Consider the following 19,947-nt stretch of genomic DNA (forward strand, 5'->3'; position numbering starts at 1 on the left):
TAACGCCCAGTTGCGCGGCCTTGTCGCCTTGGAGATCCGCGGGAACCTGGGCGCGCAGACCAACAGCCCGGGCAAGCTCTACCGCAACGAGGTCAACGCGCTGCTCCGGTCCTTCGGGCTGAGCGCACCGCGGGATTGACGCGCGGTCGCCGGCCGTGCCGTTCGGGCTCGGGGCGCGCGGCCCCGGCCTGCGGGCCGGAACGAATCGCTGGACTTTTCGGTCGATTCCCCGAATGCTGTTCCTGCGCCGGAGAATCGGCGGGGGAACTTCCAGGTAGCACCGAAGGAGCAGGTTCACGATGCGTCGTCACCGGCCCAGGGCCACAGCACTCGCACTCGGCTTCGCCGTCGCGGCGACACTCGGCGTTTCCGGGTGCAGCAAGACCGAACGGTGGTGCGAACTCGATCGCGGCGATGTGCTCGTCGAGAACTACCACTGTGAACAGAACGAGGCGGGCTACGAGTGGGAGCCCGACCACGACAAGCCGAAGACGAAGAAGAAGCCGAACAAGACGACCAAGAAGCACTGACAGGCCGGTTCGGTCCGGGGATCGCGGTGCGGTCCCCGGGATCGGAGCAGAGCGGACGGGCCTCAGTGCCACGCTCGCAACGAACGCTCCACGTGCTCCCGGTCGACGGGTTCCGACTGGCCCCACACGCCGCGCGCCCACTCGAGTTTGCCCACCAGGCTGTCGACCAGCGCCCGTTCGGCATCGGGTCCGCGTTGTCCCCCGGCGATGAGCTTGGCGTAGCGGACGGCGTCGACGACGACCGACTTGACCCGTTCGTGGTCCAGGTAGGTCTGCAGGTCGCGTTCCCAGTGCCCGGTGGCGGCCTCGGGTTCGGCGATGGTCCACGCGGCCAGGAAGGCGTCGCGCTCGGCGGGAAAGTAGCCCATCTTGTGTAGGTGGGAGGCGACGTCGTAGAGCGGGTCACCGAACAGCGCCAGTTCCCAATCGATGAATACCACCCGCTGGTCGCGCAGGATCATGTTCTTCCTGTGCACGTCGGAATGGATCAGGCGGAACGGTCTCGCCTCCAATGAGTTCCATGCGTCGAGCACTTCGACGAAGGGGTGCTCGGGCACGCCCAGCTCTCGGTAGAGCCGGCCGAACGCGGCGATGCTGTCGCGGTGGACCCGCTGCGACACCTCGGACAGGCGACGGGCGAACGCGCTCGGATCCTCGACGCGCGGGCCGGGCGGCAGTGCGTCGAGCGGCACCTGTCGCAGATCGGCGAAGAGGGTCGCGACATCGCCCGGGACATGCGCGGGCACGGCGACGCCGCGTGGCGCGATGTCGTCGAGCAGTTCGCCGTCGATGAAGTCGTGGATTTGATAGAGCGGCGATGCCGATTCCCACCGCAGGCGTGGTGCGGCATCGACGGAGGCTTCGATGGCGCGCAGCACGGCGGCTTCGGGCCACTGCCGCAGATCCATCATGTCCGCGCCGGGGACGGGGATCCGGACGTTGATCGGGCCGACGGCGCTGTCGACCCGGACGTTGTGGTTGTAATAGCCCGCTGCCCGGTCCGTTCGCAGGGTCGCTGCGCGGTAGAACTCGTCGGGATCTATTGCCAGGATGCGGGCGATCAGCCGTTGCGCGGACAGATCCAGATCGGATCCGGGCGAGGGGGGTTGGATGCGGGTGAGCGCTCGCAGGGCGGCCGAGGAGACATCCGGCTCGGACCATCCGTAGAGCGCGAGCACCGCCCGTGCGACCAGGATCAGCGCCGGGTAGACCTCGGTGGCTTCGAGTTCGGCGATCGCCCAGCGCACACACCGGATGGCGTCGGGTCTGTGACCACGGCGCGCGCAGACAGCCGCGCGGAACAGTTCGGCGCGGGCCCGTCCGGATCGGTAACCCGCCTGCTCCAGGTGCTCGCAGGCGTCGGTGAACGCGGTGTCGGCGGCGTCGAGTTCGGAAAGGGCGAGGCGAGCCAGCCCCAGGGCGGTGTAGGCCTTTCCCAGCTCGTGGAGTGCGCCGAGTTCGCGCTGTCGACGGATCGCTTCGCCGGCCGCGGTGATGGCCTGTGCCGGATCGGTCAGCGCGAGCAGTTCGGCGCGATTGGTCGCGATATTCGCCTGTCCGACAGCGCTTCCGGCCGCTCGGTAGTGCTCGTCGGCTTCGATGAGGAAGCGCGCGGCGGACTCGGTGTCGAAGGCGAAGCGGTAGGACAGGTGGCGTAGACGGGCGACATCGCCGAGGAATTCGCGGTCGTCGCCTGCCGCCGCGACCAGCTCGTCGCAGAGCTGGAGTGCTTGCGCGAACCGGCCCTGGCACATGTGCAGATCGGCTGCCCAGTGCCCGGCCTCCAGCCGCGCGCGGCCCGATCCGCTGTTCCACACCGCGGTGTAGATGGTCAGCGCCGCATCGGTTTCGCCGAGAATGCGGCGCGCGTTGGCGGCGGCGACCGCCAGGCGGTCCACGATCGGGCCAGGGCGGTTCAGGTCCATGCCGCGGGTCAGGAGATCCGCTTGCTTGGCGTCGCCCAGCAGCAGCGCGGCTTCTGCTTCCAGACACTTCGCCAGTTCCGACAGCTCGGCCATACCCGCTACGTTCTCACGCGGATCGCGGATCAGGTGGTCCAGATCGCTGATCACCCCTTCGATTCCCTGGTAGCCGCCCGCCGCCTCGATGCGGTCGACGTACTGGAGCAGGTCCACCGCGGACAGTGAGCCTGCCCTGACCCCGTGATAACCGGCTTCCCGTAGTGCCCCGACCCGCCCGTCATCGCCTTGCGCGCGTTGTGCCCACAGCTGGTGCAGGACATCGTGGAGTTCTGTTCGAACGTCCGAGCCGAGTCTGTGCTGCAGCGCCGCGACCATGAGCTGATGCAGTTGGTAGCGGTCGCCGGAGGCCGAGTCCACGAACGAGTAACCGATGAGGGAGGTCCAGACGGTCGAGTTGTCCGGGAGTGAGAACCGGCGGGCGATCGTTCCGAAGATGTCCCGATCGAATGTTCTGGGCACACTGAGAAGTTCGAGGACGCGGATCTCCTCGCGCGAGACATAGCGCAGGAAGCGATCCAGGATCGCTTCGGGGGAAACCAGTTCATCGGTGACAGCGGCGCCCTGGTGAGCACGGGCGTCGATCGCGAGATGGAGATAGAACGGGACTCCGCCGCTGGAGAGGGCGATGGCTTCCCGTTCGGCGTCGTCCCGGACACCGCAGGCGTCGAGTAGTTCGTATCGTGCCTGCATGGGCAGGTCGTCGACGGCCACCTCCCGCACTCGGTCGGCCCATTCCGGGTCGTGCCTGGCCCAACCGAGCGGCTCGCGGCTGGCGACGACCACCAGGCCGGTGTCGAGCTGGGCGATGACGTCGCGTAGCCACAGATCGGCGGCGGCCTCGCGGCCCTCCCGGTCGGCGCCACCCATCATGGCTTCGTAGGCATCGACGAAGACGAGATAGGAGCGCTCGCCCGTACCCGCCTTCAGGTCCTCGGCAAAGAGATAGGACACGGCTGCTTCGAGCGTGCCCAAGCTCATCTGGTCGAGCTCCCGCAGGATCGGATCGTGCCGGATGCGGCGGGTGCGGATCGCCCACCTGGTTCCGGATTCGAGCAGCTTGGCGGCGGTCCCGAAGACCGGGATCCCGGTCGAGTCGTTGAGGATCTCGGTCAGGATCTCGCTGTGCTCGGTCAAAGTGAACCCATCGGCCGACAACCGCAGGTGGGGGTGCAGCCGCTGCCACAGCACCGCGCAGGCGATGTCGAAGCGATGGAATTTGACCCTCTGTGTACCGAACTGGATGCGCAGCACCGCCAGCGCGGCTGCCGCCTGCCGCTGGCTGGGGACCTGCAGATCCAGCAGGGCGCTCGGCCGTTCCTGAGCGCTGCGTGACCGCAACTCGGCCAGCAGTCGCGACTTGCCGATGCCGCCTATGCCGCTGACCGACAGCACTCTCGGCCGCTCGCCGGACTCACGTAGCAACTCGTCGAAGGTCGAGAGCACCGACTCCCGGTTCACGAACGGACGTCGGGTGGCGCCGGGTTGGAAGCGCGCGGTCAGCACCATGGATCCCCCTCCACGCGGCATGTCCGGTGAGCATGCCGGTGGAGTCGATCGTAGGTGAATATCGTTGCGGTACGCCGGTTATCGCAGGGCGTGGACGCCGACTGCTCGGCGTCGTCGAGGAGTTGCCTTGTCCGCGGGTGGGGGTCAGGTGGGGCGGACTCCGGTGGCGCGCATGACGTTCACGCACAGGCGCGCGCACTCGTCCGCCAGTTCCGGTGCGGTCATCTCGATCGTTCCGGCGAGCCAGCCTTCGACGAGCTGATCGACGCCGCCGGTCATGTACATGGCCGCGCGGCGCAATGCGTCGTGGTCCCAGTCGGATTCGAGGACGTCGGGGGCGTTGGCGACGACGAGGTCGGCGATGATCGCGAGGACGTCGTGGCGGCGTTGGGCCAGGGCGGGCACGTCGCCGGGGTCGCTGGAGACGATGCGGTGTAGGTGCGGGTCGCCTGCGAGGGTGTCGAGGAAGGCTTCCAGGGCCGCTCGGAGTTTGTCTTCGACTCCGCCCTCGGCGCTCACGCCTGCCCGGACGAGGACGGCCAGCAGGTGGTCGCGGACGTCGTCGGCGACGGCGACGAGGAGTTCGTCGCGATTGGCGAAGTGTTCGTAGAAATAGCGGTCGGTGAGGCCTGCGGTCTTGCACACGCCGCGCACGGTCACCGCCGCCATGCCCGTCCGGCCCCAGGTGGTGCGGGCGGCGGCGAGCAGGCGCGCGCGTCGGTCGGCCCGTCGGTCTTCCGCACTGACGCCGCCGTAGCTGCGGGGCGCCGAGGTGGTCATTGACAGCACTCTAGTCGGCCCGCAGAATTGCGGACGTGCGTCATCAGATGACGGCCGTCATCAGATACCGGCGCCGAAGGAGGCCGCTGTCATGCCGCTCGATCACGTCGCGACGGTGAGCGACTATCGCAAGGCCACGGCGCCCTTGCTCGACGAGCACGACTACACGGTCGGACAGATCGACGGCCGGTGGCCGAAAGATCTGCGGGGCACGCTGTATCGGATCGGCCCTGGCAAACATCAGGTCGGGCGGTCGTTGCTGCACAACGTGTTCGACGGCGACGGGATGGTCTCGCAGTTCGTGCTCGACGGGACAACGGTGCGGTTCCGGAATCGGTATGTGCGCACGGAGCACTTCCTGCACGGCCGGAACTCCGATCGCGTCCGGTATCGCGGGGTGGGGACGCAGATTCCCGGTGGTCCGCTCGCCAATATCGGCCGGTTGCCGAAGAACGTGGCCAATACGAACATCGTGAACTACGCGGGCGGGCTGCTGGCGCTGTGGGAGATCGGCAATCCGCACCGCCTCGACCTCGACACCCTGGAAACGCTGGGGCCCACCGACTTCGGCGGCAGGCTCGGATTCCTCGGCGCCTTCTCGGCACACCCGAAGTGGGATCCGGTCACCGGCGAGTTGTTCAACTTCGGCTTGGATCTGCTGCCGACCCCGCGGATCAGGACTTTCCGGATCGATCGATCGAAACGATTGCGGCGACTGGCCACGGTGCCGATGCTCGACCTGCCGTGGAACCACGATTTCGCCCTGACCAGCCGATACATGGTGTTCGTGCTCGATCCGATCCTGCCGAACATCACGAAGCTGGCGCTGGCGGCGGGATCGTTCATCGACGCGCTGGAGTTCCGGAAGGAGAAGGGCACGCGATTCCTGCTGGTGCCGAGAAAGGGAGGCAGGCCGCGCGTCATCGAGCACGAGGCGTTGCTGCACATGCACCTCACCAATGCCTACGACGACGGCCAGGACGTGGTGATCGAGATGATCCGGCTCGACACCGAATGGGACCGTGTGAAGCACATGACCGGATTGGTCAATCGCGCCTCGCCCGAGACCGCGCAGTCTCCCGAATCCCGGCTCATGCAATATCGGGTCACCGCGGGAAACCGGGTGCTCGAGCGCGAATTGTCCGATCGTTCGGGAGAGTTCCCGCAATACGACTGGCGGCGTTCCACCCGCCGCCACCGCTACAGCTACTTCGCGGGCGCGGGCGGGCCGGCCGGGCTCTACAACGCGGTCGTCAAGGTCGATCATGAGACGGGCGTGACGAGCGGGTGCGATCTGGGCGCGAGCTCGGTCGGGGAGCCGTTGTTCGTGCCGCGCGCCCGCGACGCGCAGGAGGACGACGGGTGGCTGCTCGCGCTCGACCACGACCTCACCGAGAATCGTTCCCGACTGGTCGTGCTCGATGCCCGTGATCCCGAGCGGGGGCCGTTGGCGAGTGCCTGGCTCGAGCACCACATTCCCTGGGGATTCCACGGGACCTTCACCCGTCGCGTCGCCGAGCCGGGGCCGGCGCGGTAGCGGACGGGCGCGAGGGGTGTGGCTGCTCACACCGGTGTCGGTTCCGCCGGTGATCGGGTATCCGCCCATGCGTGCGTTCAGAGGAGTTGCTCATGCCCGAGACCATCGATCGTCCTGTGGCAGGATCCGGAGATCCGGCGGTGCGCCTGCGCAGGCGGCTGGAACGGCTGATCGGGATCGCGGCCTCGGAGGGGAACGCGCTGACCGCGCTGCGTAATGGCGACGAGATCTTCCCGGCCATGCTGGAGAGCATCGCGGGCGCCGAGCACACCGTCGACATGATGACGTTCGTCTACTGGCAGGGCGATATCGCGCGGCAGTTCGCGTTCGCGCTGGCCGAGCGGGCAAGGGCGGGCGTGCGGGTGCGGCTGCTGCTGGACGGGTTCGGCAGCAGGCTGATCGAGAAGGATCTGCTGGCGCTGATGGACGAGTCGGGGGTGCGGATCGCCTGGTTCCGCAAGCCCGCCTACATCTCCCCGTTCAAGCAGAACCATCGCTGCCATCGGAAGGTGCTGGTGGTGGACGAGGAGGTCGCCTACACCGGCGGGGTCGGCATCGCGGAGGAATGGTGCGGTGACGCGCGCAACGAGAACGAGTGGCGCGACACCCACGTGCAGGTGCGCGGCCCCGCGGTGGACGGCATCGCGGCGGCGTTCGCGCAGGGCTGGGCGGAGTGCCACGACGAACTGATCGACGAGCGGGATCGGTTCATCGAGCACACTCAGCAGGGCGAGGCCGTGGTTCAAGTGGTGCGCGGCTCGGCCAGCGTCGGCTGGCAGGACATGCAGACTCTGCTGCGTGTGGTGATCGAGTCGGCGGAGCAGCGGCTGCGGCTGGCGACCGCCTATTTCGCGCCGGACGCGTTCTTCATCGACCTGCTGTGCGCGGCCGCGCGGCGCGGGGTGGAGGTGGAGATCCTGCTGCCGGGGCCGCACACCGATCAGCGGGTCTGCCAGCTCGCCGGGCAGCATTTCTACGAGGATCTGCTGGCCTGCGGCGTGCGCATCTATCAGTACCAGCCGACCATGATGCACGCGAAGATCATCACCGTGGACGGGGTCGCGGCGCTGGTCGGTTCGACGAATTTCAATCGTCGCTCGCTCGACCACGACGAAGAGGTCATGCTGGCCGTGCTCGACGGGAAATTCACCGCGACCCTCGACGGGCATTTCGACGCCGACATCGAGTCGTCGGTGCTCCTCGAGGCGGGCCGCTGGAAGCGGCGTTCGGCATTGCAGCGCACCAAGGAACTCGCGGTGCAGCCCATCCGGCGCTTCCTCTGAAACGGCCCCGATCGGCGCGACCACCGCACGGCGGACCGGCACAACGCCGATCGACCACCACAATCGAGCCCACCGGCCGCGCATGAATCCCGCCGCGCCGGATATGCCTGCTGGATCAGAAGAATCCGATCACCGCAGGAGGCGTAATGGCGAAGATCCTGTTCTTGATGTCGGCGGCCGATCACTGGACGCTCGCGGACGGCACGAAGCATCCGACCGGTTATTGGGCCGAGGAATTCGCCTCGCCCTACGAAGTGTTCACCGCGGCCGGGCACGAGGTCGAGGTTGCGACGCCGGGTGCGGTGGCGCCGACCGTGGACGAGGGCAGTTTGTCCGACGAGGCGAACGGCGGTCCGGACGCCGTGCGCCGGATTCGCGAAGTACTGGACTCGGCGGAGCCGCTGCGGCGTCCGCGCGCGGTCGCCGAGGTCGATCCCACCGAGTACGCCGCGGTATTCGTTCCCGGCGGTCACGGGCCGATGGAGGACCTGGCCGTCGACGCGGATTCCGGTCGGCTGCTCGACGCCGCGCTGGCCGCCGGCGTGCCGCTCGGCGTGGTGTGTCACGGTCCTGCCGCGCTGCTCTCCACAGGTGGCGACGACGGCGAGTCGCCGTTCCGGGGTTACCGCGTGACCGCATTCTCGAATGCCGAAGAGGCGCAGGCGGGATTGGCCGACAGGGCGCCGTGGCTACTCGCCGACCGGCTCACGGAGATGGGCCTGGACTATCACGAAGGTGCGCCGTGGGAGGCGCATATCGAGGTCGACCGGACCGTGTACACGGGGCAGAATCCGGCTTCCGCGCGCCCGCTGGCGGAGAAAATGCTCGCTGCCGTCGGGTGAATCCGGCCGGCTCGACCGCTGTCGCCGATTTCGGCGGCGGCGGTCTTTTTCTGCGTTTGGTAACGCGGCGCGCAGCGAATTCCCAGCTCGCACAGTACTTCCGGCATGGTCGTTATCGAACGGAGATTCCTTCGTCATATTCCTGCCCGGAAGTGTTCATCGCGCGGTCGGCCGCCCATTCACTTCGTGGACAGTGGCGGCGGCGAAACTCTGGGGCAGCCTCGCCGAGGGGATTCGACTGCCCTCTGTGACAGGGGCTGACCGCTTGAACTGATGAGGGGAAGTATGAGCAACAACCGCACCAGTGGGTTGCGCGGTGGGCGCGTCGTCGGCATCGGCGCCGCCGCCACCATCGCCGTCGGCCTGTTCTCGGCCGGCGCTGCCAACGCCGATACGTTCGTGCCGCTGCCCGACGGCCAGAAGCTCGGACCCGGCGTCACCATCACCCGCACCGGTGAGCACGCTGTCGTCTCGCCGTCGCTGGCCGCCAACGGAGCGGGCCGCGTGGCCTGGGTATCGGGCAACGCCACCGCCGACGTGACCGTCACCCCCGAGGGCGAGGCAGGCCCGAACAACGGTCCGGCCGGCGGCGCGGGCACCAACAACTCGTCCACGCACGGCATTTCGCAGCTGAACACCGGCTACATCGTCGGCTGCCAGGTCGCCATCGGCGACGACGCGATCTCGGCCGGACTGTCCGGCGGCATCGATCTCGAGGGCGGCTCCCTCGGTGGCTCGATCGGCCTGGAGCTGGGCCCCGGCGAGGTGAAGTTCATCCAGATCGACCACAAGAACATCCCGGAGCCGGGCGTCTACTCGGTGGAGTACCAGGACTACGAGATCCAGATCCAGGGTTGTGCGGGCTACGCCCAGGCGCGTTCCTACACCGTGGTCGAGATCATCGGCGACCACTACTCGAAGACCACCCTCTACGGGGCGCCGTTCAGCATCGGCTGATCCGGGTCCGCGGCACACATCAGCCGCTGCACACATCAGTCACAGCTGCTGCACGCAACCGGCACAGCTGAGGAAGAACTCGATCCCGGAGGGGATGCACCAACCATGAAGATCCGTAAGAACTCCATGCGGGCAGCAGGCGTCGTCGCCGCGGCGTCCGTTGCGTTCGGCATGCTGTCCGCGGGTGCGGCCAACGCCGACACCTTCGTTCCGCTGCCCGGCGGCGAGATCACCAAGACCCTGTCCGACGGCACTGTCGTGACCGTCCGCCTCGTCGGCGAGTCGGCCACCATCAGCCCGTCGCTGGGCTCCACCCCGGTCCATCGCAACGCGTGGGTCTCCGGCAGCGCGCAGGTCGAGCTGTCCGGCGGCGACAAGATCGGCGGCAGCATCTACCCCGGTTATGTGGTGGGCTGCCAGGTCAACATCGACGGCGGCGGCGTCGAGGGCGGCGTCGAGGGCGGCGTCGATTGGGAGGACGGCGCGGGCAGCCTCGGCGCCGAGTCCGGCGGCGAGCTGACCCTCGGTCCCGGCCAGGCCAAGTCCTTCTACATCCTCGACATCGAGGAAGCCGACGACTTCGGCAACGAGGACCACGCCAAGCGCAACAAGTTCAAGGGCAACAGCGGCTCGGTCACCTGGGCCGACTCCACCATCGGCCTGTCCGGCTGCGGTGGCTACGCCCAGGCGCGCGCCTTCGTGCGGGTCAAGGTCGAGACCGACCACGTGACCTCCTCGGTCACGTTGTGGGGCCGGCCGTTCAGCATCGGCTGACCGATACGCTGAGCGAAATCACTTCTCCGGCAGCGGGTTCGGCGATCACGCCGGACCCGCTGCCGGGTGTCGCGGGCACGCGCGTAGCCGGGCGTTCGCCGGTGGGTGAGACTGGAGCGGTGACCACCCCGCCCGAGCGCCAGCAGCCGCCTGCTCTCAGTGCCTCCATCGTCGCGCTCACCCTCGCCCGCCGCGTCGAGAACGAACTCAATGCCGCCCTGGCCGAGCTCGATCTCACCGTGCGCAGACTCGGGCTGCTCGGCCACATCGACCAGATGCCGGGGGTGTCGTTCAGCGAGCTGGCCCGGATGGCGGGGGTGAGCGTGCAGAGCGTGCACGCGACGATGAAGTCGCTGACCGCCGCGGGGCTGGTGCGCGACAGCACCGCCAAGCCGGGCGCCGCCTCGACGATCGAGCTGACCCCGCGGGGACGCGGGCTGCTCGCCGAGGCGGAGCGCGTGCTCGCCGAGGTCGACGACCGGCTGTTCGGGACGAAGTCGAACGCGGCGGGCCGCAAGCTCGGCGCCGCGCTGCGCAGGTCCTTCGATCCGGGCGGAATCGGATGATGCGGACACCCGGGAGCGCCATGTGCCGGGGCACCGGTTCACCGGGTAGCGGGTGCGGCGTGCTGTTCCCGCGATTACGCTGACCGCGGTCACGGCCGCTCACTCCGCGCGGACGTGCCGGGAAGCGTAATCCGATGGCGGGAGTTGCTGCGGTGGTCACTGCGTTGGTCAAGGGACAGAACGGCCCGCTGGCAGCCGACGGGGTGGTGGTGTCGGTGCGCACCGATGCGGCCGTGGATGTCTCGGCGTTGCTGGTGACCGAAGCGGGGACGGTGCGCACCGACGCCGACTTCGTCTTCTTCAACCAGCCTGTCGCCCCGGGCGTCCGGCTCGGCGCGCAAACCCCCGCCGCCCTGGAGATCCGGACCGCGCAGCTGCCCGCCGGTATCGACGCGGTGCGCGCGGTGCTGACTCTCGACGACGCGGGCACGCGCTTCGGTGACTTCGCGCCGCCGGTGGTGACCGTCTCGGATGTCTCCGGCGCGGCGCTGTTCGAGTACCGGATCGACGGTCTCGCCGGGGAATCGGTGGTGATCGCCCTCGAGGTGTATCGGCGCGGCGCGGACTGGAAGGTGCGCGCGGTGGGGCAGGGCTATGCGGGCGGATTCGCCGACCTGGTGACCGATCACGGGGTGAGCGTCGACGACGAGCCGGCAGCGCAGGCCGGCCCGGTCGCGGAGGAACTGCCGGTGCGGACCGTGCCGGACGAGGCGAAGCTGTCCTTCGCCAAGCGGGCCACCCTCGATCTGCGCAAGCGGGAGGTCGCCAAGGTCCTGTTGACGAAACAGGCCGTGGGCGTGCGGGCGCGGGTGGTGCTGGTGATCGACAAGACCGGCAGCATGGCGAAGATGTACGACCGTGGGGTGGTGCACCGGGTGGTCGACCGGATGATCCCGATCGCCACCCAGCTCGACGACGACGGCGCACTCGAGCCGTACCTCTACGCCGTCGACTACCTGAGGTTGCCCGACATCACTGTGGCCGAATCGGATCGGTGGTCGCAGACCTACCTGCACCTGTCCGGCCATCACGGCGGCCACGACTACGCGCAGATCGGCGGGCGCAATGTCGAACTGCCGGTCATGCGTGCGGTCGTCGACTCCCTGCGGCCGGATCAGCGGCCGACGCTGGTGCTGTTCTTCACCGACGGCGGCTTCTCCAAGAAGCGTGAGATCGCGGCGCTGATCAGGGAAGCGTCGGCGCTGCCCGCGTTCTGGCAGTTCATCGGGCTCGGACAGGCCAACTACGGACTGTTGCGCGAACTCGACGATCTCGACGGGCGCGTGGTCGACAACGCCGGATTCTTCTCGCTCGACGACATCGACGAGGTCGACGACGCGCAGCTGTATGCGCGACTGCTGGGCGAGTTCCCGGAATGGTTGCGAGCGGCGAAGGCGGCGGGGATCGTGCGCTGAGACCGGGCCGGCCGGGCGGTGACCCGGCCGGCGTTCGCGGCTCAGCCGATGACGGCGTTCATGATGGTGCCCGCGCTGGTGGCGACGGCACCACCGATCATGGCGCCGGCCACCATCTTCGGCGACTCCAGGCCGCCGCCGGACCACTTCTCCCAGGCGAACCGGCCACCCGCGTAGATGATGGCGCAGATGCCTGCGAGGAGGACGAACCAGGTGAGATACCGCACGAGCTGCAGGATCTTGTCGGACATGGGCGGGGCCTCAGGCGTCGGGTTACCGATCTGAGCCAGGGTGTCGAATGCTGATGCGGTGTCGAGTACTGCGGCCAGAATCATCGTCGTGCTACTCATTCCGGGTTCGGGACAAGGAGAATCGCTCTACGAATGGTATCCGGTAAACCGGTGTGGCGCAGTCACCTCCCCGTACGCGCCGCCGTCCTTGCGGGATGGTCGCCGGGTCGCGATCATTGTGGAGGCGCCGGGCCGCAAAGCCGTTGCGCCGGAATCGGTACTGCTGCAACGCGAGGTGTGAACAGTGAGCGTCATCCTGATGGCTGTGGGGGACACGGTGTCGACGTTGGCGCAGGTCGGCAACCCGACACCGGAGGCGCCTCCGCTCTCGGACAAGATCATGTTGTTCGTCCGCTACGCGACCTGGTTCGCGATCCTGTCCGGCATCCTCAGCATCATCTACGCGGGCGGGCGCTTCGCCTGGGAGAAGTGGTCGGGCAGCGGCATGGAGTCACCGAAGATGGTGGCCGGCGCCATGATCGGCGGCGCCGTGGCCACCAGTGCGGGCACGATCATGAACGCGGTGATCGGGGCCTGATCGGCTGATCCGCCCCACGCGGGCGCGCGATGGGCTTGAATCGACGGCTATGAGGGAGTCGAAGCCGCGCGGCCGCGCGCCCGTGGTGGCCGACGCCGACATCCGCGAGCAGGCGCGCGCCCTGCTCGCCGAGCGCGGGCCCGACGCGGTCAGCCTGCGCGCCATCGCCCGCGCGCTCGGCATCACCGCGCCCGCGCTGTATCGGTACTACGACTCACGCGACGATCTGCTGGCCGCCCTGCGTTCGGAGTGCTGCGACGAGCTGGCGGCGGAGTTGTCCGCGCAGATCGACGCGCTGACCGAGGACAACGGGCTCGTCCAGTTCTTCGCCATCTGCCGGGGTTTCCGGCGCTGGGCGCTGGCCAACACCCAGGAGTTCACCCTGGTGTTCGCCTCGCCCGGCGCGGTCTCGGGGTCGGTGTCGCAGCGGTTCACCGAGCCGTTCGGCCGGATCTTCCTCGCCGCCGCGGGAAGGCTGCTGACCTCCTACGAGATCACCACGCCGGCGACCGATGTCATCCCGCCCGCCCTGCGCGAAGACCTGTTGGACTTCCGTACCGAACTGCTGGCGGCGCTGTCGGAGTCGGGCCAGAAGTTTCCGGCCGAGAAGCTCGATCTCGGCGTGACCTACCTGATGACCCAGATCTGGGCGCGGCTGTACGGGCACGTCACCCTCGAGGTGTTCGGCAACTATCCGCTGCCGCTGTCGGAACCGGAGGTCATGTTCGACGCGGTGCTGGCCGACCTGGCCCGGTCGTGGGGGCTGACCTAGCGCGGCCCGCTCAGATCCGAGCTCCCTTGCGGCGGTTGCAGGCCCGGCACAGGATCTGCAGATTCGTCGCGCTGGTCGCGCCGCCCCGGCTCAACGGGATGATGTGGTCGAACTCCAGGTAGTGCCCGCTGCCGCATTCCACGCACCGGCCGCCGTCGCGCTGCCAGACCTCGGCCTTCACCTCCTGGGAGATGCTGCGCGAATCCAGCTGCCCCGGTGTGAGCACCAGGCGCTTGGCCACCCGTAGGGCGCCTTCCAGCGCGGCGGTCACATAATCGGGATCGTCGACCTCGAAGGTGGCGCCGCCGCGCGCCGAAGTCGCCGCGACCTGCACCGCGCCCGTGCTGTTGCGCACCGAAACCACTCGCGACCAGGGCAATTCGACTCCGGCGCCCGCGCCGACGAAGCGCAGCTTCTTGTTGCTGGCGATCAACCGGCCGTCGGTGCGCTTGGGGCCGCGCGCGAGCGCCCTGACCTGGGTGGCGGGCAGGTCGAGGTGCACCTTCTCCTCGGAATCCAGATGCAGGTCGGGCGTGCGGATCACCGGCAGATCGCCTTCGCGCAGCCGGCACAGCAGCCTGCCCCGATGCACCCGCCTGCGCAGGTCCTCCACCAGCGGTCCGCCCAGGCGCAGCTCCACCAGAGCGTGCTCGAACAGATCGAACTCGTCCTGCCGGATCTCACCGTCGGCGAAGGCGAAGGTGACCATGCGCTCCACATAGCTGAGCCCCAGATCACGCAGGGCGGCGCGGCCGCGGCTCTCGTCGATGCGCTGGTAGCGCAGTGACGCCCAGAGGTGCTCCCACGGTTCGCCGATCGGGCCGGAGGTGGTGAGCACCCGCCAGGCGCTGCTGTGCCAGTGGGTGAGGAACTCCTCGATCTCGACTTCACAGGCCACGCACGGCGACAAGCCGCCGAAGAACTTGCGGCGGCGGGGTGAGCCGCAGCGCGGGCAGTCGCGGGGGTCGTCGTGGCTGCGCAGGTAGCTGTCGGAGGTCCAGCGGGCGCCGTCCCACCAGCGCATGCGTGCGGGCTCGGTGGGGTCGGGGTGCCAGTCGGCGCGGGCCGGGGCCGGCGGGGGCGGCGGGGGAGCCGGATCGGCGCGGTGGCGGGTCAGATCGACCGGGCGCGGCGCCGGGCCGGGGAATGCGGCGGGGATGGCGTCGATACGGGCCAGCGGGAGGGTGTCGGCGCGGCCGGACGACGAGACGGCGGGCAGCGCCGGGTCGGTGGGCGGATCGTCGGAGTACGGCGCGGGGTCCGGTGTCCGGTGCGACGCCGCGGGGTGGTCGGAGAGCGGACCGCCGTGGGGCGGACGGGTAGGTGACGGGTCGCCGGACCGGCCGGACAGCGGCAGGCGGCGGGTGGGGAACGGCGCTCCGGTCGGGCGGTGCAGCGTGGGCGCTCGGTCGGCGTGCGGGGGGTACGGCTCGGCCTCGGACACGGCATCGTGCGCGTCGGGGATACAGGACTCGATCGCGCCGGAGGGGTGTTCGGCTGTTGTCGGCGCGTGCGTGCCTTCGCCGGTGAAGGCGTGTTCGCGAGCCTCTTCGAAGGGCGAGTTCGACGCCGGATCCCCGGCCGGTGCGGCGGCACGGAGGGCGCGGCCGCGCGCGAAGGGATCGGTCGTGCGGGTGGTTCTGACACGGCGGTCCGGATCGTCGACGGCCACGCCGAATTCGGTGACGAGACCGGATAGACCGGTGTGCCAGCCCTGGCCGACCGCGCGGAAGCGCCAGGCGCCGTCGCGGCGGTAGAACTCGCCGAACATCATGGCCGTGACGCGCTCGTGGTCGTCGATCGCGAAGCGGGCGATCGGGCCGTCGGCGGCGTGGACGGTGACGGTGAGCCCGTCGATGTCGGCGAAGCTGCCCTCGTCGAGGGAACCGCCGATCACGATCCGGTCGACATCGCGTTCGGTGCGCGGCAGGGAGACACTGAGGCGGGCGGTGCCGGGCGCGGGTTCCTGGTCCAGGGTCACCGCCTGGGAGATGTGCCGTGGTGCGTTGTAGAAGACCAGATCACGATCGGTGCGGACCGTGCCGGACTCGTCCAGCAACAGCGCGTGCGCGTCGACGGCATGCTCGGTCTGCCATGAAACGGCCACGGCTAGAAGAGATGTCGGTACCGGTGCGTTCGCGCCCTTGCTGAGTTCCATCGTGCTGGCATCCTCCCACGCCCCTCCGACACGCCGAGCGCGCCGGTCTCGCGGGGGCGGCGGACCGGCGACACAGACCGGTCGGACGAGGAAATCCGGCGGGTATCGGCCGAGGTCGGGCACAGTGGAGGTCATGACGAGCCCGAAGGGGAAGGGCCACCGGGACAAGCCCGAGGGCGGCCCGGCGAAGCCGGGTGTGCCGCGGGTGCCCGGCCCGGCCGAGGTCATCGCGGCTGCGCAGGCCGCCGCCGCGGCGGCGCAGGCGGCGGCCGGGCAGGCGCTGGAATCCGCGCAGGCCACCGCCGGGCACGCCTTCGACGCGGCGGTGCGGCTGCCGCCCGCCTCGGCGCAGCTGGTCGCCCAGCTGCCGGACCTGGTGGAGAACCTGTCCCAGGCGATCGACCGGCTCAACGCCGCCATCGACCGGCTCGATCGCACGCTGGCGCTGGCCGATCCCGCCTTCGCCGCCTACGACCGGCTGCTACCGCGGCTGGAAGCGATGGTCGCCATGGGTGAGGACGTGCTGGGAGCGCTCGCGCGACTGCCCGGCGTCTCCTCGGTGCTCGGCCGGGTCACCGGCGCACGGCGCGGTGCGGACGAGGAGCGGGACGCTCCGCCGAAGCGCCGGCGCTGACCTTCTCGCGCGCGGCGGCCGCACGGAAGGTGGCGGCCGCTTTGAGCAGCATTTCGTGATACTCACCGGCCGGATCGGAGTCCAGCACGATCGCCCCGCCGGCGCCGATCCGCCAGCGCCTGTCGTGGCGGACGGCGGTGCGGATGACGATATTGAGATCGGCGCCGCCGCCCAGACCGAGGAAGCCGATCGCGCCGGAGTAGACGCCGCGCGCCTCGGTTTCCAACTCGTCGATGATCTCCATGGTGCGCACTTTCGGCGCGCCGGTCATGGAGCCGCCGGGGAAACAGGCTCGCACGCAATCGATCACGTCGACGTCCTCGCGCAGAGTCCCGCGCACGGTCGAAACCAGTTGGTGCAGAGTGGAATAGGTCTCGACGGCCATCAGCTCCGGCACGTGCACGCTGCCGATCCGGCAGACGCGGCCCAGATCGTTGCGCAGCAGGTCCACGATCATCAGGTTCTCGGCGCGGGTCTTGGGGTCCGCGGCCAGTTCCCGCTGTAGCCGGGCGTCCTCGGCGGGAGTCGCGCCGCGCGGGGCGGTGCCTTTGATCGGCTTGCTCTCCACCGTGCGGTCCCGGCCGACCTTCAGGAAGCGTTCGGGGGAGGAGCAGGCGATCTCGAGCTCGTCGAACCGCAGGTAGGCGGCGTAAGGGGCGGGGTTGCAGCGGCGCAGGATGCGGTAGAAGTCCAGACCGGCGAGGTCGGCGTCGACGGTGATCGCGTCGGTCAGGCAGATCTCGTAGGACTCGCCCGCGCGCAGGCGCTCGAGGCAGGTGGCGATGTCGGCGAGATAGCGCTCGCGGCCGCGGGTGAGCAGTCCGGCGACGGCGTCGAGGTCGGCGTCGATGGCCAGTTCGGGTGGATTCGCCCAGGAGGGAAGGGTTTCCAGCACCGCACGGGTCTCCTCCAGCCAGGTCCGCGCGTGCGCGCTGCTCGCGTCCGGGTCGGCGGGATCGCTGAGGGCCAGCAGATGGGTGCGGCCCGTCACGTGATCGACGGCGACGAGCCGATCGGCGAAGATCCACTGCGCGTCCGGGGTGGCGGCGCGATGTGCCGCGCTCGCGCCGCAGTCGGCTTTGACCTCGTAGCCCAGATAGCCGACATAGCCGCAGCCGAAATCGAACGGCAGATCCGGGAGTTCGACCCGGCGCCGACGCAGTTGCGACGACAGGTAGGTCAGGACATCGCCGGGCACGCTGCGTTGTCCGCCGTCGGCCGTCCGGACCGTCACGGCCTCGTCGCCGACGCGGTAGTGCACCACCTCGGCCAGCGGTCCGCTCGCGTCGCCGAGGAAGGAGAAGCGGTCGAGTCCTGGCTCGATGTGTTCGCTGTCGAGCCAGAACGCGGTCGGGGAATGGGCCTGCAGGCGCACGAAGGCGGCCTCGGTGTCGACGGCGCGGTCGATGACTTCGTGGTGGACCTGCCAGGAGATGCCGTCCGCCGGCGGACCCGACAGGCACGCCGTGGCGGCAGGTCGCGCCGTGGCGGCAGGTCGCGCCGTGGCGGCAGGTTTCGCCGCAGTGCTACGGGGCGATGTGGTGAACGACGGCAGGGGGGCTGCGGGCGATCCGGTGCGTCGTGAGACAGTGAGCGCCGCGAAGTTCCGTAGCAGCGCCGCGCCGTACTCGCTCTCGATGGACTCGGGGTGGAACTGCACGCCCCACTGCGGCCGATCCCGGTGTCGCACACCCATGATCACCCCGTCCGGGGTCTGCGCGGTGATCTCCAGGCCGGCGGGCAGCGGGCGCAGCGCGGCCAGCGAGTGGTAGCGCACGGCGGTGAAATCCTGCGGCAGATCCGCGAACAGATCGCGCCCGTCGTGGCCGATCCGGTCGAGGTATCCGTGCCGGGGTGCCGGTGCGCGCTCGACCCGCCCGCCGGCGGCGATCACGATGCCTTGATGTCCCAGGCAGACGCCGAGCAGCGGCAGGGTCGCGGTCGCGATCACCGCCGCCGAGATGCCGATATCGCGGGGGCGGTCGGGACGGCCGGGGCCGGGGGAGATGACGATGTTGTCGTAGTCGTCCAGGCGCAGCTCGGCCGGATCGGTGTACTCGTCGTTGCGCACGACCGTGGGTTCGGAGCCGTTCACCTCGCTGATCAGCTGGTACAGGTTGTAGGTGAACGAATCGTAGTTATCGATCAACAACGTGCGCATGGTGTGCGCTACCCTACGCCCGGCCACCCACCGGCAACTGTTGTCGGATGCCTTCAGTTCCTCGCCGGCGGTGGTGCACAATGTCAGTCATGTCTGTAGCGCAGCCGGTCGAGGTGGATCGTGACGTCGTCGATTTCGCGATCGTCGGGAAGTGGATGGAGGAGCAGGGGCTTCCCGGTGGTGAATTCGAGGAGGTGAACCCGCTGGGCGGTGGAACGCAGAACATCATGCTGCGTTTCGTCCGCGGCGGCCGGACCTATGTGCTGCGGCGCGGGCCCAAGCACCTGCGGCCCAAGAGCAACGAGGTGATCAAGCGCGAGGCCCGCCTGCTCGGCGCCCTCAACGACACCGATGTCAAAGCGCCCCGGGTGATCGCCGCCGCTCCGGATGAGTCCGTCCTCGGCGTCTACTTCTACTTGATGGAGCCCATCGAGGGCTTCAACCCACAGACCGAACTGCCCGCCCTGCACGCGGGTGACGCCGAGATCCGCCGGGGCATGGGGCTGTCGGCGGTCGAGGCCATCGCCCGTCTCGGCTCGCTGGACTACAAGGAGATCGGCCTCGAGGGCTACGGCAAGCCCGAGGGCTTCCTGGAGCGCCAGGTGCCGCGCTGGATGGCCGAATTGGAGTCCTACTCCAGCAACGACGGCTACCCCGGCCCGCAGATTCCCGGCATCGAGAAGGTCGGCGCATGGCTCGAGCGCAACCGGCCCGCCGAGTGGACTCCGGGCATCCTGCACGGTGACTGCCACCTGGCCAACATCATGTTCAGCTACGACGGTCCGCAGGTCGCCGCCCTGGTCGACTGGGAGATGTCGACCATCGGCGACCCCCTGCTCGACCTGGGCTGGCAGATCGCCACCCGCCCCGAGCCGGGCACCACCGGCGCGGCCCTGATCGGCAAGCTCGGCGCGGCGGGTGGACTGCCCACCGCCGAGGAGATGGTCGAGCACTACGGCAAGTTCTCCACCCGCGACCTGAGCGCGGTCGACTGGTACACCGTGCTGGCCTGCTTCAAGCTCGGCATCGTGCTCGAGGGCACCCACGCGCGCGCGTTCGCGGGCAAGGCGCCCAAGGAGACCGGCGACTTCCTGCACGCGATCACCCTCGAGTTGTTCGAGCGCGCACAGCGGCTGATGGCCTGAGTCTCGCGCGCCTGGAATCAGGCGGGAACTCGACGAAGTCCGGCCGAATATGGATGGTGACCCATATCCGGCCGGAC

General features: G+C 69.2%; 17 protein-coding genes. 12 read left to right on the plus strand and 5 right to left on the minus strand.

Going from position 1 to position 19,947, the window contains the following annotated elements:
* Window positions 1-299 precede the first annotated feature (299 nt).
* Window positions 300-530 carry a hypothetical protein gene (locus tag ON26_RS07160; RefSeq protein WP_040795211.1) on the plus strand — a complete coding sequence of 77 codons (231 nt, stop codon included), beginning with the start codon at window positions 300-302 and terminating at the stop codon, window positions 528-530.
* A gap of 62 nt (window positions 531-592) precedes the next feature.
* On the opposite strand, the gene ON26_RS07165 is transcribed toward ON26_RS07160, so the two are convergent.
* Both ON26_RS07165 and ON26_RS07170 read right to left on the minus strand, forming a co-directional pair.
* A complete protein-coding gene (locus ON26_RS07165; protein ID WP_051026776.1) occupies window positions 593-4,018 on the minus strand; it encodes a phosphotransferase in 3,426 nt (1,141 codons plus the stop codon).
* A gap of 144 nt (window positions 4,019-4,162) precedes the next feature.
* Complete coding sequence (locus ON26_RS07170) at window positions 4,163-4,798, minus strand: TetR/AcrR family transcriptional regulator (RefSeq protein WP_040795212.1); 636 nt, start codon at window positions 4,796-4,798, stop codon at window positions 4,163-4,165.
* A 91-nt stretch (window positions 4,799-4,889) separates the two neighbouring features.
* Between ON26_RS07170 and ON26_RS07175 the strand changes: the two genes are divergently transcribed.
* From ON26_RS07175 to ON26_RS07205, 7 genes are all read left to right on the plus strand, one after another.
* Complete coding sequence (locus ON26_RS07175) at window positions 4,890-6,335, plus strand: carotenoid oxygenase family protein (protein WP_040795213.1); 1,446 nt, start codon at window positions 4,890-4,892, stop codon at window positions 6,333-6,335.
* 92 nt (window positions 6,336-6,427) lie between these two features.
* On the plus strand, window positions 6,428-7,618 hold the full coding sequence (locus ON26_RS07180) for a phospholipase D-like domain-containing protein (RefSeq protein ID WP_051026777.1): 1,191 nt from the start codon (window positions 6,428-6,430) through the stop codon (window positions 7,616-7,618).
* Window positions 7,619-7,764: 146 nt separating this feature from the next.
* Complete coding sequence (locus ON26_RS07185; protein ID WP_040795214.1) at window positions 7,765-8,460, plus strand: type 1 glutamine amidotransferase domain-containing protein; 696 nt, start codon at window positions 7,765-7,767, stop codon at window positions 8,458-8,460.
* Between the two features lie 285 nt (window positions 8,461-8,745).
* Window positions 8,746-9,417 (plus strand): MspA family porin, encoded by a 672-nt coding sequence (locus ON26_RS07190; protein ID WP_040795215.1) that lies wholly within the window; start codon window positions 8,746-8,748, stop codon window positions 9,415-9,417.
* A gap of 105 nt (window positions 9,418-9,522) precedes the next feature.
* Window positions 9,523-10,191 carry an MspA family porin gene (locus ON26_RS07195; protein WP_040795216.1) on the plus strand — a complete coding sequence of 223 codons (669 nt, stop codon included), beginning with the start codon at window positions 9,523-9,525 and terminating at the stop codon, window positions 10,189-10,191.
* A gap of 119 nt (window positions 10,192-10,310) precedes the next feature.
* A complete protein-coding gene (locus ON26_RS07200; protein ID WP_040795308.1) occupies window positions 10,311-10,757 on the plus strand; it encodes a MarR family winged helix-turn-helix transcriptional regulator in 447 nt (148 codons plus the stop codon).
* A 134-nt stretch (window positions 10,758-10,891) separates the two neighbouring features.
* Window positions 10,892-12,172 (plus strand): vWA domain-containing protein, encoded by a 1,281-nt coding sequence (locus ON26_RS07205; protein WP_040795217.1) that lies wholly within the window; start codon window positions 10,892-10,894, stop codon window positions 12,170-12,172.
* Window positions 12,173-12,213: 41 nt separating this feature from the next.
* On the opposite strand, the gene ON26_RS07210 is transcribed toward ON26_RS07205, so the two are convergent.
* A complete protein-coding gene (locus ON26_RS07210; protein ID WP_040795218.1) occupies window positions 12,214-12,507 on the minus strand; it encodes a hypothetical protein in 294 nt (97 codons plus the stop codon).
* Between the two features lie 199 nt (window positions 12,508-12,706).
* On the opposite strand from ON26_RS07210, the gene ON26_RS07215 reads away from it, so the two are divergent.
* Both ON26_RS07215 and ON26_RS07220 read left to right on the plus strand, forming a co-directional pair.
* Entirely contained in the window at window positions 12,707-13,000 is a 294-nt protein-coding gene (locus ON26_RS07215) for a hypothetical protein (protein ID WP_040795219.1), read from the plus strand.
* A gap of 49 nt (window positions 13,001-13,049) precedes the next feature.
* On the plus strand, window positions 13,050-13,772 hold the full coding sequence (locus tag ON26_RS07220; RefSeq protein WP_040795220.1) for a TetR/AcrR family transcriptional regulator: 723 nt from the start codon (window positions 13,050-13,052) through the stop codon (window positions 13,770-13,772).
* Window positions 13,773-13,782: 10 nt separating this feature from the next.
* Here ON26_RS07220 and ON26_RS32120 read toward each other — a convergent pair whose 3' ends face one another.
* Window positions 13,783-15,930 (minus strand): TerD family protein, encoded by a 2,148-nt coding sequence (locus tag ON26_RS32120; RefSeq protein WP_245545756.1) that lies wholly within the window; start codon window positions 15,928-15,930, stop codon window positions 13,783-13,785.
* A 133-nt stretch (window positions 15,931-16,063) separates the two neighbouring features.
* Here ON26_RS32120 and ON26_RS07230 point away from each other — a divergent pair, with 133 nt between their 5' ends.
* Window positions 16,064-16,564 (plus strand): hypothetical protein, encoded by a 501-nt coding sequence (locus ON26_RS07230; protein WP_174375382.1) that lies wholly within the window; start codon window positions 16,064-16,066, stop codon window positions 16,562-16,564.
* On the opposite strand, the gene pabB is transcribed toward ON26_RS07230, so the two are convergent.
* Window positions 16,503-18,725, minus strand: a complete 2,223-nt coding sequence (gene pabB / locus ON26_RS07235) for an aminodeoxychorismate synthase component I (protein WP_040795310.1) — start codon at window positions 18,723-18,725, stop codon at window positions 16,503-16,505. The genes ON26_RS07230 and pabB overlap by 62 nt on opposite strands.
* Window positions 18,726-18,805: 80 nt before the next feature.
* Here pabB and ON26_RS07240 point away from each other — a divergent pair, with 80 nt between their 5' ends.
* Window positions 18,806-19,870 carry a phosphotransferase family protein gene (locus ON26_RS07240; protein ID WP_083883848.1) on the plus strand — a complete coding sequence of 355 codons (1,065 nt, stop codon included), beginning with the start codon at window positions 18,806-18,808 and terminating at the stop codon, window positions 19,868-19,870.
* Window positions 19,871-19,947: the final 77 nt, after the last annotated feature.

The sequence above is a fragment of the Nocardia higoensis NBRC 100133 genome (assembly GCF_000308595.1).
GTDB classification, from domain to species: Bacteria; Actinomycetota; Actinomycetes; order Mycobacteriales; family Mycobacteriaceae; genus Nocardia; species Nocardia higoensis.

Excerpts from the sequence above, each read along its gene's own strand:
- ON26_RS07160 (WP_040795211.1), top strand. The coding sequence starts at position 300 with ATGCGTCGTCACCGGCCCAGGGCCACAGCACTCGCACTCGGCTTCGCC.
- ON26_RS07165 (WP_051026776.1), bottom strand. The coding sequence starts at position 4,018 with ATGGTGCTGACCGCGCGCTTCCAACCCGGCGCCACCCGACGTCCGTTC.
- ON26_RS07170 (WP_040795212.1), bottom strand. The coding sequence starts at position 4,798 with ATGACCACCTCGGCGCCCCGCAGCTACGGCGGCGTCAGTGCGGAAGAC.
- ON26_RS07175 (WP_040795213.1), top strand. The coding sequence starts at position 4,890 with ATGCCGCTCGATCACGTCGCGACGGTGAGCGACTATCGCAAGGCCACG.
- ON26_RS07180 (WP_051026777.1), top strand. The coding sequence starts at position 6,428 with ATGCCCGAGACCATCGATCGTCCTGTGGCAGGATCCGGAGATCCGGCG.
- ON26_RS07185 (WP_040795214.1), top strand. The coding sequence starts at position 7,765 with ATGGCGAAGATCCTGTTCTTGATGTCGGCGGCCGATCACTGGACGCTC.
- ON26_RS07190 (WP_040795215.1), top strand. The coding sequence starts at position 8,746 with ATGAGCAACAACCGCACCAGTGGGTTGCGCGGTGGGCGCGTCGTCGGC.
- ON26_RS07195 (WP_040795216.1), top strand. The coding sequence starts at position 9,523 with ATGAAGATCCGTAAGAACTCCATGCGGGCAGCAGGCGTCGTCGCCGCG.
- ON26_RS07205 (WP_040795217.1), top strand. The coding sequence starts at position 10,892 with ATGGCGGGAGTTGCTGCGGTGGTCACTGCGTTGGTCAAGGGACAGAAC.
- ON26_RS07210 (WP_040795218.1), bottom strand. The coding sequence starts at position 12,507 with ATGATTCTGGCCGCAGTACTCGACACCGCATCAGCATTCGACACCCTG.
- ON26_RS07220 (WP_040795220.1), top strand. The coding sequence starts at position 13,050 with ATGAGGGAGTCGAAGCCGCGCGGCCGCGCGCCCGTGGTGGCCGACGCC.
- ON26_RS32120 (WP_245545756.1), bottom strand. The coding sequence starts at position 15,930 with ATGGAACTCAGCAAGGGCGCGAACGCACCGGTACCGACATCTCTTCTA.
- ON26_RS07230 (WP_174375382.1), top strand. The coding sequence starts at position 16,064 with ATGACGAGCCCGAAGGGGAAGGGCCACCGGGACAAGCCCGAGGGCGGC.
- pabB (WP_040795310.1), bottom strand. The coding sequence starts at position 18,725 with ATGCGCACGTTGTTGATCGATAACTACGATTCGTTCACCTACAACCTG.
- ON26_RS07240 (WP_083883848.1), top strand. The coding sequence starts at position 18,806 with ATGTCAGTCATGTCTGTAGCGCAGCCGGTCGAGGTGGATCGTGACGTC.